We start from the raw sequence: 13,525 nt of genomic DNA, 5'->3' as shown, positions 1-13,525 counted from the left end.
CCCGGCTGAATTTCGAGGTACGCATGAATATGATCGCGCCGGTCGTCGAACCTGCCGAACTGAAGAAATACTCGGGCCTGCAACGGGCTGGCGCCCTGATGCTGGCGCTGGGGAAGACCCATGGCGCCCCGATCTGGGAGCAGCTGTCGCTGGAGGAGATCACCGAACTTTCCTCGTGCATCTCGCAGCTTGGGCGCGTGCCGGTGGCGGTGATCGAGCATCTGCTCAGCCAGTTCACCGGCGAGGTCACCGGAATGAACTCGCTGCACGGGTCGTACGACACGACCGAGCGGTTGCTCGCGGGCGTCCTGCCCAACGATCGGGTACGCGAGATCATGGAGGGCATCCGCGGCCCGTCGGGGCGGACGATGTGGGACAAATTGTCGAACGTCAGCGAGACGCTGCTCGCCGCCTTCCTCAAGAACGAATATCCCCAGACCGTCGCCGTCATCGTGCAGAAACTGCGTCCGGATCATGCCGCACGCGTGCTCGGCGAGCTGCCGGAAGAGCTGTCCGCCGACGTGATCCTGCGAATGCTGCGCATGGACACCGTGCAGAAGGACGTCATCCAGGAGGTCGAGCAGACGCTGCGCAGCGAGTTCATGTCCAACCTGGCGCGGTCGAACCGCACCGACCCGCACGAGACGATCGCGGAGATCTTCAACGCGCTCGATCGCACCTCCGAGGAACAGATGATGGCGGCGCTCGACGAGCGCGCCCCGGAATCGGCCGAGCGCATCCGCAGCCTGATGTTCACCTTCGAGGATCTCGGCAAATTGCTGCAGCCGGCGGTGCAGACGCTGGTGCGCAACGCCAACAAGCGCGAACTGGCGCTCGCGCTGAAGGGCGCGTCGGACGACATCCGGCAATTGTTCCTGTCGAGCATGACCGAACGCGCCGCCAAGCTGATCCGCAGCGACATGGCGGCGATGGGCCCGGTCCGCGCGCGCGACTGCGACGAGGCGCAGGCCAATCTGGTGCGGCTCGCCAAGACGCTCAGCGACCGCGGCGAGATCATGCTCTTCGATTCGAAGAGCGACGATGCGATGATCTATTGACCACCGGCCGGCACCGCGCCGACTGCATGAGGTGTGCTGATCGATGATGGACTCCCGCGCCCACGTCGAGCCGTTCGGCTTCGATCGCGTCTTCCAGGCCAAGGCGGAAGCCGTCGCGACCGACGGCAAGGACCTCGCCGACCACGTCCACGAACTGCTCGCGCGACAGGCGGTCATGGAGCAGGAGCAGCAGGAGGAACTGGCGCGGGTGCGGCGCGAGGCGTTCCAGGCCGGGCTCGATCAGGCACGCCACGAGGCGACCACCGCCCTGCTCTCCGCCGCCGATGCGATCCATGCCGCGATCGACGATCTCGACGAGCGCTTCGCCGCGGCGATCGAACACCAGTCGCAAGCCGCCGCCGAAGTCGCGCTCGCGGCGGCGGAGGCGCTCGCCGGCCATGCGCTCGGCCATATGCCGTTGCGCGCGGTCGACGAGGCGCTCGGCCGCGTCCTGGTACAGGTGGCGCGCGGTACGCGGCTTTGCATCCGCATCAACCCGGCGCAGCACGACACACTGACGGCGCTGCTCGCCGAACGCCAGCGCCACGATCGGCGCCAATTGCATCTGGCCGCGATGCCCGATCCTGCGATCGCACCGGGGGATGCGGTGATCTTCTGGGACGAAGGCGGACTGGCGGTCGACGCCGCCGCCCGCCGCGCGGCGGTGCTCGCCGAACTCGATCCGGTGCTGCGCGGCGACGATCGATCGTGAAATTTTGCACGCGGCAAGTTTTGCCTAGGCCGCTGGTTCTATAATGGAAGCAACAGGGACGGCGTGTCCTTGCTCTACACGTGAGGCCGCCCTTGAACGGATTGCGATCCATGATCGCGCAGCTTGGTATGCGTCGCCTGATGCTGATGGGAGGAGTGGCCTTGGCGCTTCTCGTCGGCGTCGGCGCGCTCGCTCTGCACGGTTCATCCCCGCAGATGGGGTATCTGTTCACCGATCTCGATCCCTCGGCGGCGGCGTCGATCACCGAGAAGCTGAAGGCGCAATCGACGCCCTTCCAGCTCTCGCCCGACGGCACCGCGGTGCTCGCCCCGGTCGACAAGCTCGCCGAGTTGCGCATGCAGCTCGCCTCCGAGCGGCTGGGCGGCAAGATCGGCTATGAGATCCTCGACAACGAACAGCCGTTCGGCGTCTCGTCGTCGCGCGAGAAACTGAACGAAAGCCGCGCGATCGAGGGCGAACTCGCCCGCTCGATCGAGAGCCTGGAGAATGTCGACAAGGCGCGCGTCCATATCGTGATGCCCGACCGCGACCTGTTCTCGACGCAGGAGCGCAAGGCGACCGCGGCGGTGACGCTGAAGACCCGCAGCCGGCTGTCCGGCGAGGCGGTGCAGGCGATCCGCTATCTCGTCGCCTCGTCCGTCCCCGATCTGTCGCCCGAGAGCATCTCGGTGGTCGACCAGCAGGGTGCGCTGCTCGCCCGCGCCGGCGATTCCACCGAGGCCGCCTCGTCGCAGATCGAGGAGCGCCAGGCGGCGATGGAGGGGCGGCTGCGCGGCGAGATCGAGCATCTGCTCGAACCCGTGGTCGGCGCGGGCAAGGTCCATGCGCAGGTCGCCGTCAGCCTCAACCGCGACCAGACGCGCGAGGAGGCGGACAGCTACGATCCCGACCAGCAGGTCATCGCGCATCAGGTGACGGTGGAATCGAACGACCAGAACCAGCAGAACCAGGCGAACGCCCCCGGCGCGACGGTGAGCAGCCAGCTTCCCGACAGCAACGGCGCGGTCAACGGCACCGGCCAGGACAGCCAGCGTTCGGCGAAGACCGACACGTCCGAGGACACCAGCTATCAGAACGGCCGCAAACATTCGGTCAGCGTCCGCGCGCCGGGCAAGATCGACCGGCTGACCGTCGCGGTGATGGTCGACACCGGGGGCAAGACGATGCCGGTGCCGCAGAGCCAGCGGCTGACGCGACTGGTGCAGAATGCGGTCGGCTTCGACGCGCAGCGCGGCGACAATGTGGTGGTCGAGGGGATGTCGTTCGTCCCCACCCCCGAGGAGGAGGCCGCGCGCGCGGCTTTGCCCTTCGGCCTGACCGCGTCGATGCTGATCAACCTCGCCGAGGTGGCGATCGTGGGCGGGCTGCTGCTGTTCGGGCTGCGGATGGCGCTCGCCAGGCTCCGCCCGGTCGAGGCCGCGGACGACGCCGCCGGACCGATCGACCTCGCCGCGCAGCCGCCCGGCGGCGGCGGTGAGCCTGCCGGTCAGCTCGAGGCGCCGGAAGAGGAGATGACGCTGCTCGACCACGACATCTCGCTGGCCAATGTCGACGGGCGCATCCGCGCCTCCACCATCAAGAAGATCGGCGACGTCATCGCGACCAATCCCGCCGAATCGACTTCGGTTATTCGCAACTGGATGAACGCATGAACGACGACGATATCATCGACCAGGACGGCCAACTGAGCCAGTTGGCGCCGACCCAGTTCGACAATGAGGTCGAGGACGACCAGGGCGCCGACGCCAACCCGGATGTGCCGCCGAACGCCAACGATCTGCAGGCGGTGTTCGATGTGCCGGTGCGCGTCCAGGCGGTGCTCGGGCGGTCGCGGATGAACATCGGCGCTTTGCTCCGCCTCAAGACCGGCGACGTCGTCGAGCTCGACCGCCGGGTGGGCGAACCGGCCGATATCTTCGTCAACAACCGGTTGATCGCCCGCGGCGAGGTGGTGCTGATCGACGGCACACTCGGCGTCACGCTGACCGAGATCATCCATCAGGATCGCGGCTGATGCCCGACGGTGCCGAGACCGGGCATCTGCTGCTGATCGGCGCGCCCGGCCAGGTCCTCGATCTGGCGGCGGGCCTCGCGCGGACGCCGCGTACGATGATGTCGGTGGGCTGGAGCGCCCCCGACCTGCTGCGCCTCTATCGCCGCCGCCGCCGCAACCTCGTCGCGATCGACATGACGCTCGATTTGCCGGAAGTGCTCGCACGTTTGTGCGGGCCGCGGCGGCTGGCGCGGGTCGATCCGCCGGCGGCGGACCCTCTCGACGCCCTGGTCGGCCGGACGATCGCCGAGGTCGAACGCGACCTCATCCTGCACACGCTCGCCCGCTGCCGCGGCAATCGCACCTCGGCCGCCGCGGTGCTCGGCATTTCGGTGCGCACGATGCGCAACAAGCTGCGCAGCTTCCTGCAGGACGGCGAGCCGACCCGCGTCGGCGCCGGCGCCTGACCCGCGGTCCCGGCCGGATCGCCTCAGAGATCGATGATGCCGCCTAAAATCAAGCAATTGCTCCAGAGCCTCGGGCCGAGCCGCGACATCGCCGTCGCGCTCGGCATCGTCGCGATCATCGCGATGCTGATCCTGCCGATCCCCGGCTGGCTGCTCGACTTCGGCCTCGCGCTCTCGATCACCGCCTCGGTGCTGATCCTGATGACCGCGCTGTTCATCGACAAGCCGCTGCAATTGTCCAGTTTCCCGACGATCCTGCTGATCACGACGATGCTGCGGCTCGGCCTCAACCTCGCCTCGACGCGGCTGATCCTGGGGCACGGCCATGAGGGTGCGCAGGCGGCGGGCGGGGTGATCGGCGCGTTCGGCACCTTCCTGATGGGCGGGCAGACGGTGATCGGCCTCACCATCTTCCTGATCCTCGTCGTCATCAACTTCGTCGTCATCACCAAGGGCGCCGGCCGCATCGCCGAGGTCGCCGCGCGCTTCAGCCTAGACGCGATGCCCGGCAAGCAGATGGCGATCGATGCCGATCTCAACGCCGGGCTGATCGACGAGCGGCAGGCGCGCGAGCGCCGGTCGGAACTGGAAGCGGAAAGCGGCTTCTTCGGCGCGATGGACGGCGCATCCAAGTTCGTGAAGGGCGACGCGGTCGCCGCGCTCGTCATCACCGGGATCAACATCGTCGTCGGCCTGATCGTCGGCGTCGTCTTCCACGGCGTGCCGATCGGCGAGGCGTTCCGGACCTATACCGTGCTCAGCGCCGGCGACGGTCTGGTCAGCCAGATCCCGGCGCTGATCGTCTCCACCGCGGCGGGCCTGCTCGTCTCCAAGGGCAGTATCGCCGGCAAGACGGGCGCCACGCTCACCGAACAGCTCGGCAGCGATCCCAAGGCGTTCGGCGTCGTCGCGGTGCTGCTCGGTGCGCTGGCGGTGATCCCCGGCCTGCCCTTCCTGCCGTTCGCGGCGATGGCGGGGCTCAGCGGCTGGCTCGCCTGGTCGATGGCGCGCCGCGCCCGGGGCAAGGCGGCGCAGGCGCGGCTCGCCGAGGCGGAGGCGAGCGCGCAGCCGGTCGAGGAACCGATCCAGCAGACGCTGGCGATCGACGCGATGCGGATCGAACTGGGCTATGCGCTGCTGCCGATCATCAACCATTCGGTCACCGAGCCGCGGCTCGACGATCAGGTGCGCGCGCTGCGCCGCCAGATGGCGATCGACTATGGCTTCGTGCTGCCGGCGGTGCGGATCACCGACAATATGGCGCTCAGGCCCAACGAATATGTCGTCTTCATCAAGGAGACCGAGGCGGCGCGCGGCGAACTGCGCATCGACAAATTGCTGGCGATCAATTCGGGCCAGGCGCCGGCCGGGCTCGCCGGCGAACCGACGCACGAGCCGGTGTTCAACCTGCCGGCCCTGTGGATCGACCGGTCGCTGCGCGACGAGGCGGGCCTGCGCGGCATGACGGTGGTCGAGAGCGGCACGATCATCACCACGCACCTCACCGAATTGGTCAAGGATTCGATCGCTGACCTGCTTTCTTATGGCGAGACGCAGAAGCTGCTCACCGACGTGCACAAGGATTGCGAGAAGCTCTACAACGAGCTGGTGCCGACCAAGATCAGCATCTCGAGCATCCAGCGTATCTTCCAGTTGCTGCTCGCCGAGGGCGTGTCGATCCGCGACGTGCCCTCGATCCTGGAGGGGATCGCCGAGGCGGTCGCCTTCACCCAGAATATCACGCACATGGCCGAGCATGTCCGCGGCCGGCTGGCGCGGCAGATCTCCGCGCAGCAGACGCGCAACGGCGCGATCCCGATCGTCACGCTGGCACCGCGCTGGGACGAGGCGTTCGGCGAGAGCATCGTCGGCCAGGGCGACGACCGCCATCTCGCGATGGCGCCGTCGCGGTTGCAGGAGTTCATCGCCTCGGTCCGCGACACGTTCGACCGGCTCGCCACCGACGGCGAAATCCCCTGCCTGCTGACCAGCGCATCGCTGCGGCCGTTCGTCCGCTCGATCATCGAGCGGGTGCGGCCGGCGACCATCGTCCTGTCGCAGGACGAGATCCACACCCGCGCGCGCATCCGCAGCCTCGGCATGGTGAATTGATCCGCCGCACCGCAGCCGGCGGCGATCGTCCTATAATGACGGAAGGTATCACGGGACCCGCTGCATGAATGTTGCCGACGCCATCGTTTCCACGCCCGGTGCCAGCGCCGCGCCCGCCACGCCGGCGGATGCCGGCGCAGGCGCATTCGGCGCGCTGATCGATATCGCGGCGAACGATGCGGGTGCCGACGTCGCGGCGATGGCCAGGCCCGGCGACCGACCGGCGGATGCCGCCGCGGCGCTCGTGCGGCTGCCGATGGCGACCGTGCGTTGGCCGGCGCTGACGGCGCAATCCGCGCTGGCCGGGGCGTCACCGGCGGCACCCGACGGCGCCGTGCCTGATGCACCGCTTGGCGCAGCGCCGGCCGATCGGGCCGGTGCATCCGCCCCGATCGCCGTAGTCGCCGATGCATCCTCTGACCCGACGCCAGCCGATCGTGCCGACGCATCTACCGCGATAGCGGCGGTACCGACGCTCCACGTCGTCGGCGGCACGCTATCCCCTCAGACGCCCGTGACGACAGCACCGGTCGTCACGGGCAATACGCCGCCGGACACGACACCGGCAGCCGCCGTCCCGCACGCTACGCCGACGCCATCCGCGTCGACGCAAGCCGCCGAACCGAAGGCCGCGCCTTTCGCCAGCTCTGCCGCCGCGCAGTCCTTCGTGCCGCGCGACCTGTCGGCAGCGCCTGCGAAGACGGCGGTCGAGGACGTTCGGTCCGACGCTCCCCCGGCGACGCTCACCGATACCGAAGGTGCCGCCGAAGTATCGCCGCAAGCGCAACCCGACACCGCGGATGCTCTCGCGACGCGAGGCACGGCACCGACGAAGCCGCTCGCGGACACGCGCACGGCCCATGCTGCGGCCGCCACATCGCTGCCGACGCGGGCGGCACCCCGTCTCACAACGCTCGTCGCCGATGCCGGCAACACGCCGACGGTGAGCACCACCACCGAAGAGGCGAGCCCCGCCGTCCCCGGCAAGATCAAAGCCCCGGACGATGACGACACCGGCGAACCACAGACGGTGCCGCCGATGGCCACCGCCATGCCGGTCGATCCGTCGGTGGCGGCGATGGTCGCAGCCGCACCGACCCCATCCGCATCGCTAGCGCCGATCAAACGGGACGGCGCCAACGCCGCCGACGGCGATCGTCTCGCCTCCGCCGCCGTATCGCCGACGCGCGGGGCGACCGAACCCGCCCCGCGCGGCGTTGCCCGGCCCGACGATCCCGCGCCTGCCCCGACCGCCCCACCGCAGGATGGCGCGGCCGGCGCGGCCATCCTGCCATCGCGCGACACGGCGGCCGCGACGAACGCGCAGCCGCAGTCGTCTGTGAGCGCCGCTGTCGTCGCGGCACAGCCGGGCCGGATCGGCCGCGAGGTCGGCGTCCAGATCGCCCGCCATGTCGCCGATGGCAAATCCGAGGTGACGATCCGGCTCGATCCGGCGAACATGGGCCGGATCGACGTGCGGCTGTCGTTCGACGATGCCGGCCGCCTCACCGCGGCGGTCCATGCCGACAGTCCGGCGTCGCTCGCCATGCTGCGCAGCGAAGCCGGCGATCTCGGCCGCTCGCTGACCGACGCCGGCATCCGCGCCGACGTCTCGGCGTTCAGCTTCGACAGCCGGGGCAACGGCGGCAGCGCCGGCGGTTTCGGCCAGCCGGGGCAGCACCAATCGCGGTCGCCGCAGGCCGACGCCCGTTACGCCGCCGGCCAGGCCGCCGACGGCGACCGCCTGTCCTTCCGCTCGCTGCGCACCAGCGATCGTGTCGACCTCATCGCATAGGATATCGATAGCATGACCAACGTCAGCCAGACCGCACAGGCCGCCACGCAGACCCGCGCCGCAGCGGCGCAAAAGTCGCTCGCGCCCGACCTCAACATGTTTCTCAAGATGCTGACCACCCAGTTGCAGCATCAGGACCCGCTGAGCCCGATGGACACCGCGCAATATACGCAGCAGCTCGTCCAATATTCGCAGGTCGAGCAGGCATTGCAGCAGAACGGTACGCTCAAGGACATCCTGGGCAACCTGACCACGCAGAGCATGGCGCAGGCCTCGACCTTGGTCGGCAAGCAGGTCAAGTTCGACGGCAACGTCGCCGGGCTTGCCGGCAACACGCCCGCGACCTGGTCGTACAGCCTCAGCCAGGTTCCCGCGACCCTGACCGCGACCGTCACCGACGCGCAAGGCAAGGTGGTCGACGCGGTCACGCTCAAGCCTTTGTCCAACGGCACGGTCAGCTGGGACGGCAAGACCAGCCGCGGCACGGCGCCCGATGGCGCCTATACGCTGACGCTGACCGCCAAGACGGCGGACGGCGCCGAGCTTCCCACCACGATCACCGCCAGCGGCGTGGTCAAGGAGGTGGTGCAGGCCAACGGCAGCGTCCAGCTCGGCGTCAACGGCATCCGCCTGCCCCTCGCCAAGATGATCGGCATCACCGCGGCGAGCTGAACTCGCGCGCGAGTCCGGCGTCTGCGTTCGTCGCCGGCTCGCGCCATTTCGCTAGAAGCGGCGATATCGGCGGGTCGACGTCAGCCGATCGGATGGGGTGACCGCGCCGGATCCTTTCCGGTTCCGCTGCCGTGCACGGGATCCTGCCGAAGGCCGAAGGAGATCAGGTCGCAACCGGCGATCCGTCGCGGCAACAGCAGCACGGCAAGGCAGTCCTCGATCTGCGGATCGGATTGATCCCCGATGGTTTCGAGTATCTCCTGGGGGTCGAGGCCGGCACGGCGGAGGTGCGACATCGCCTCCTCCCATAAGCGCGCCGGCTCCGGCACTGCGATCGTCAGCGCGATGTCGCACTTTGGCGCCGAGGCCGAGCGTGCCTCATCCAACGTCCTCTGTCGCACCGATCGATGCATCAGCGCATTCCCCCAGACACGCGGGCACGAGATCCCCTCTCATGCCCCCTTCCCCCCACCCGGAGCCGACATCGACGGCGCACGCCGACGCCCTGCCACGGGTCTTTCCCACCTCGACAACCACGAAAACCCTTACCAAATGGTTACTTGCCTCCGCCCGCACTAAGTCACTCTTTAATAAAGCAAAACCTCATCAAGTATAATTTAGATGCAAAAACTTAGATTTCGTTCACGAATTCCGCTCCGGCAAGATCGCCGATTGATGCTTCCTATCTAGGCGGACGCCATCATCTGTCGCGAAAAATCGCGGTTTCCTTCGGCCGGCGTGATCGAGGGTGGCGCGCCGCCGACCGGGGTCGCAGCTCTGCCGGGCCAAGTGCCGCGAAAGGCTGCCCGACTCCTATAATGCACTCAGGTCCGCTGTTTCGGATCAGCAGACCGCGCCGGAGAATCTCATGATCCACGTTTCCGTTCGTCCATCAGCCCTCCCCGGCCTGCTGTCCGACGTACCAGACACCGTTCGATACCTGTCGCTCGACTGTTTCGACACATTGCTCTGGCGCGCCGTCCATGCCCCCATCGACGTCTTCGCCGACCTTCCGATACCCGGCGCGACCGAAGCGCGGGTGCTGGCGGAGCAGGCCGCGCGTCGTCACGCGTCGATGCTGCACCGGCGCGGCGACGTCACCTTGGACGAAATCCATGCGGCGCTCCTGCCGGACAGTCGCGCGGCCGAACGGGCAGCGTTGATGAATGCGGAGTTGGAGGCGGAGGCCCGCCATTGCTACATCTTCGCCCCGACGCGCGACCTGATCGTCGATGCCAAACGCCGCGGGCTGAAGGTCATCGTCGTGTCCGACACCTATCTGACCGAAGCGAGGTTGCGTACGCTGATCGATCGCGCGGGCGGGCGCGACGTGCTGGCGATGATCGATCACGTCTTCTGCTCCTGCGATCACGGGATGGGCAAATCGCAGGGACTGTTCAGGCCCGTGGTGGCGAAACTCGGCGTCGCGGCGTCGGAGATTCTCCACGTCGGGGACAATCCCGTCGCCGATCAGCAGGCTGCGGCGGAGGTCGGCATGCATACGGTGCATCTCGTCCAATTCGACGACGTCGCCGAGCAACGGCTGCGGCAGGAATCCTGTGCCGCCGCGATGATGGAGCCGACGAACCGCGCGCACACCGCGCTGATCCAGGCCCATCGTCCGCAGATTGCGCTGCGCGAGAACGCCGAACCCCATGCCGTCCTGGGTCATGACGTTCTCGGGCCGATCATGCACGGCTTCGCGGTCTGGCTGCGCGAAGAAACCGATGCCCTCGAGCGCGCGAGCGGCACCACGGTCAAAATGTTGTTCCTGTTGCGTGACGGCCATATGCCGGCGCAGGCCTGCGCCGCGCTATATCCGGAATGGCGCGACAGGATCATCCCCGTCGAGATCAGCCGGTTCACGTCGACCGCCGCGAGCTTCGTCGATCCCGCCGCCATCCAGCGCTATCTGCTCGATACGTTGGGACTGACCGGCGACTATGCGCTGCTCGCGCGTCAATTGTTGTTCGACGAGGATGAGCAGAAGCGGCTGGCGACGGCGAGGACCGATGCCGAATTCGCCAAGAAGATCGCCCTGCCGGTCAATCGCGAGAAAATCCTCAAGCGTTCCGCCGGAATGGCGCGCCGACTGCGCGCGCACCTGCACGCCAGGGGCGTCGAGGACGGCGACACGGTCATGCTCGTCGACCTCGGTTATAACGGCTCGGTGCAGAATGCGGTCGAGCCGGTGCTGCGCGCGTCGATGAAGCTCGACATCTGCGGCCGCTATCTTTCGCTCTGCGAGAAGCGGCTGTCCGGCCTCGACAAGAAGGGTATGTTCGACCTGCGCAACCACGACACGCACGCGTTGCGCGCGCTCTACCACGACATTTCGATCCTCGAGCAGATGTGTACCGTCTCGCAGGGGTCGGTGATGAACTACAAGCCCGACGGTACGCCGGTGCGAGGCGAGATCGGTCTGGACGCCAAGCAGAGCTCCCACCGCGACGCGATCCAGGCGGGGTGCCGCGACTATCTGCAGAACGTGGGCAAGTCGGTCGTCGCGCCGGCGGCTTCCGCGGACGCGGAGGGATGGCGCCGGACGGCGATGGGCGTGCTCAGCCGGCTGCTGTACCTGCCGAGCGCCGCGGAAGTCGAAATCCTGAGCGACTTCCATATGGACGTGAACATGGGCACCAAGATCAACATCGCCATGCTCGACACGGCGGCCGCCGAAGACGGCATGCGGCGGCGAGGGCTGATCTACATAAAGAACAATCCGCGCATCTTCCTCGCCGGCGAGCTGCGACGTCAGGGCATGCCGCTCAGCCTTGCGATGATGGCGATTTCGCGGTTCTGGCTCGATGTCCGCAAGGCCGATTTCGACGTCGGCGAGGTGTCGCTGCCCGTGGTGTTGTTGGACGGCGGGTCGCCGATCGAAGTGGCGGTAGACGCCTATCCGACGACGGACGGCTATTACCGGGCGATCGTCCCGATCGGACCGCGCCGCTATTCGGTCGGCCTTCAGTTCGGGCTGATCTGCGACGTGGTGCAGATCGAGGAATTGGCCTTCGAGCAGGTCGACACGTTCATGGCCAAGTCCCCGGTGGAGCGGCTGATTCCGGCCGTCCCGATCGTCGATGACATGACAGAGATCGCCAGCGGACTCTACCATGCGGCCGGGCCGCAGGCGTTCATCCTGGTCCCGCCGCCCGCCCCACGCGAGAATATGGACGGGGACCTGATCCTCAGCGTCGTGTTCCGCCCTGTCGTCCGCACCGCCGCCGCCGTCGAGCAGAGACAGGTCGCCTAGCGCAGCGCGGACAGCGTGCCGGCCGGTCGGCCGGTTCCCGCTTGTCGGCTCCGCGACCAATGCGAGCGCCGAGCCGACAAGCCGCGGCCACACCCCTGCCCCGAGCCGGCGAAGCGCTCAGGCCGCCGCGACCCCGCTTACCCCTCACCCGAGGGCTATCGCATATGACCGATTGGGGTGTTGCAGCGGCCCTTTTTCCCGTCTTGCCGCACTTGATTCGGCATCCCGCTCCTTCGCGCCGTCCAAAGACGCGGGACCCCGGCTCAAGGCCGGGGTGACGGAATGGAGAGGGGTCGGCTCACGCAAAATTCCATATGCGACCGCCCTGCCCCTCACCCCGACCGGCGCCCCAGACATGCGGCCGGGATCAAGGCGGGCAACCGACGACACACAAGCCGTCTTTTGACGCTTTCGTATGACGGCAAAAAACCGGGGTGGCATACGCGCCACCCCGGTCTTTCGATCGTAGCCCCGAAATACGCCGGGGCTGATCTGCGCTGTTAGCCGCGGAACAGCGACAGCAGCGACTGCGGTGCCTGGTTGGCGATCGATAGTGCCTGCGTGCCGAGCTGCTGCTTGACCTGCAGCGACTGGAGTGCCGCCGATTCCTTGGCCAGATCGGCGTCGACCAGGTTGCCGATACCGCTGTTGAGCGTGTCGCTCAGCTTGCTGGTGAAGGTCAGCTGGCGATCGATCAGGCGCGACGCGGCGCCGAGCGCGCTGAGCGCGACGTCGAGCGTCTTCGAATCGACGTCGAGCTTGCCGAGTGCGGCGTCGGCGTTGGTGGCGGAGTCGATCTTCACGGCCGCGTCGGTCACGGTGAGGCCGGCGCCCGACTTGTCGAGCCCCTGGTTGGCGACCGAAACCGTGTCGGGTGCCCATGCCGTCGTGCTGCCGCCGCCGGCAACCGTCGTGCCGCCGTACAGCGACGAGAGCGCCGAAACGCTGCCGCCGCCGTCATGCAGCACGTTGATGCCGTTGAAGTTGGCCGACTTGATCACCGAGGTGATCTGCTTCTGCAGATTGGCCCATTCGGTGTTGTACTGGCCGCGCTGCGCGTCGGTCAGCGTGCCGTCCTTCGCCTTGGTCGCGACCTGCTTCATCTGGATGAGCGTGTCGGAGATGCTCTCCGCGCCCGAGACGGCGACGTCGGTCACGCTCTTGGCGGTGTTGAGCGACGAGGTGACCGCCACGAGGCCGCTGACTTCGCCGCGCAGGCTCTGCGCCAGATTGTAGACGGCCGAATCGTCCTTGGTCGACGCAACCGACAGGCCGGTGCTGATGCGGCCCTGCGTCAAGCTCAGCGAGCGGCTGGTGGCGTTGAGGTTCTGCAGTGCGACGGCGGCGCCGACGTTGGTGTTGACGATGTTGCTCATGATAAATCCTTCTTGGATGAAAGAACCGATTCTTCGGTCCTGCCCGGTCGGGGACCGGATCGT

General features: G+C 67.7%; 11 protein-coding genes. 9 read left to right on the top strand and 2 right to left on the bottom strand.

The genetic code is table 11. The features are described 5' to 3' along the window. The first annotated feature begins 23 nt into the window (after window positions 1–23). From ACLBWH_RS06455 to ACLBWH_RS06420, 8 genes are all read left to right on the top strand, one after another. Window positions 24–1,058, top strand: a complete 1,035-nt coding sequence (locus ACLBWH_RS06455) for a flagellar motor switch protein FliG (protein ID WP_447797631.1) — start codon at window positions 24–26, stop codon at window positions 1,056–1,058. A 43-nt stretch (window positions 1,059–1,101) separates the two neighbouring features. Then, window positions 1,102–1,770, top strand: a complete 669-nt coding sequence (locus ACLBWH_RS06450; RefSeq protein ID WP_447797629.1) for a FliH/SctL family protein — start codon at window positions 1,102–1,104, stop codon at window positions 1,768–1,770. A 110-nt stretch (window positions 1,771–1,880) separates the two neighbouring features. Beyond that, window positions 1,881–3,443, top strand: coding sequence for a flagellar basal-body MS-ring/collar protein FliF (gene fliF / locus ACLBWH_RS06445; RefSeq protein WP_447797627.1), 1,563 nt, complete (start codon window positions 1,881–1,883; stop codon window positions 3,441–3,443). Continuing rightward, window positions 3,440–3,805, top strand: a complete 366-nt coding sequence (gene fliN / locus ACLBWH_RS06440) for a flagellar motor switch protein FliN (protein ID WP_447797625.1) — start codon at window positions 3,440–3,442, stop codon at window positions 3,803–3,805. Before fliF ends, fliN begins: the two co-directional genes overlap by 4 nt. Then, window positions 3,805–4,251 carry a helix-turn-helix domain-containing protein gene (locus ACLBWH_RS06435; protein WP_447797623.1) on the top strand — a complete coding sequence of 149 codons (447 nt, stop codon included), beginning with the start codon at window positions 3,805–3,807 and terminating at the stop codon, window positions 4,249–4,251. Before fliN ends, ACLBWH_RS06435 begins: the two co-directional genes overlap by 1 nt. 36 nt (window positions 4,252–4,287) lie before the next feature. Beyond that, window positions 4,288–6,363, top strand: a complete 2,076-nt coding sequence (gene flhA / locus ACLBWH_RS06430) for a flagellar biosynthesis protein FlhA (RefSeq protein ID WP_447798195.1) — start codon at window positions 4,288–4,290, stop codon at window positions 6,361–6,363. 64 nt (window positions 6,364–6,427) lie between these two features. Further along, window positions 6,428–8,158 carry a flagellar hook-length control protein FliK gene (locus ACLBWH_RS06425; protein ID WP_447797621.1) on the top strand — a complete coding sequence of 577 codons (1,731 nt, stop codon included), beginning with the start codon at window positions 6,428–6,430 and terminating at the stop codon, window positions 8,156–8,158. Between the two features lie 12 nt (window positions 8,159–8,170). After that, the gene (locus ACLBWH_RS06420; protein WP_447797619.1) at window positions 8,171–8,830 is read left to right on the top strand and encodes a flagellar hook assembly protein FlgD; all 660 of its coding nucleotides are present in this window, start codon (window positions 8,171–8,173) and stop codon (window positions 8,828–8,830) included. An 80-nt stretch (window positions 8,831–8,910) separates the two neighbouring features. Here the strand turns inward: ACLBWH_RS06420 and ACLBWH_RS06415 are convergent, their stop codons facing one another. Then, window positions 8,911–9,243 (bottom strand): hypothetical protein, encoded by a 333-nt coding sequence (locus ACLBWH_RS06415; RefSeq protein ID WP_447797617.1) that lies wholly within the window; start codon window positions 9,241–9,243, stop codon window positions 8,911–8,913. Between the two features lie 335 nt (window positions 9,244–9,578). Here ACLBWH_RS06415 and ACLBWH_RS06410 point away from each other — a divergent pair, with 335 nt between their 5' ends. After that, window positions 9,579–12,086, top strand: coding sequence for an HAD family hydrolase (locus tag ACLBWH_RS06410; protein ID WP_447797615.1), 2,508 nt, complete (start codon window positions 9,579–9,581; stop codon window positions 12,084–12,086). A 500-nt stretch (window positions 12,087–12,586) separates the two neighbouring features. On the opposite strand, the gene ACLBWH_RS06405 is transcribed toward ACLBWH_RS06410, so the two are convergent. Beyond that, window positions 12,587–13,462, bottom strand: coding sequence for a flagellin (locus tag ACLBWH_RS06405; RefSeq protein WP_447797613.1), 876 nt, complete (start codon window positions 13,460–13,462; stop codon window positions 12,587–12,589). Window positions 13,463–13,525: the final 63 nt, after the last annotated feature.

The sequence above is a fragment of the Sphingomonas sp. M6A6_1c genome (assembly GCF_053345135.1).
The sequence above is the reverse complement of the archived record's forward strand: the minus strand, read 5'-3'. Positions and strand labels throughout refer to the sequence as shown.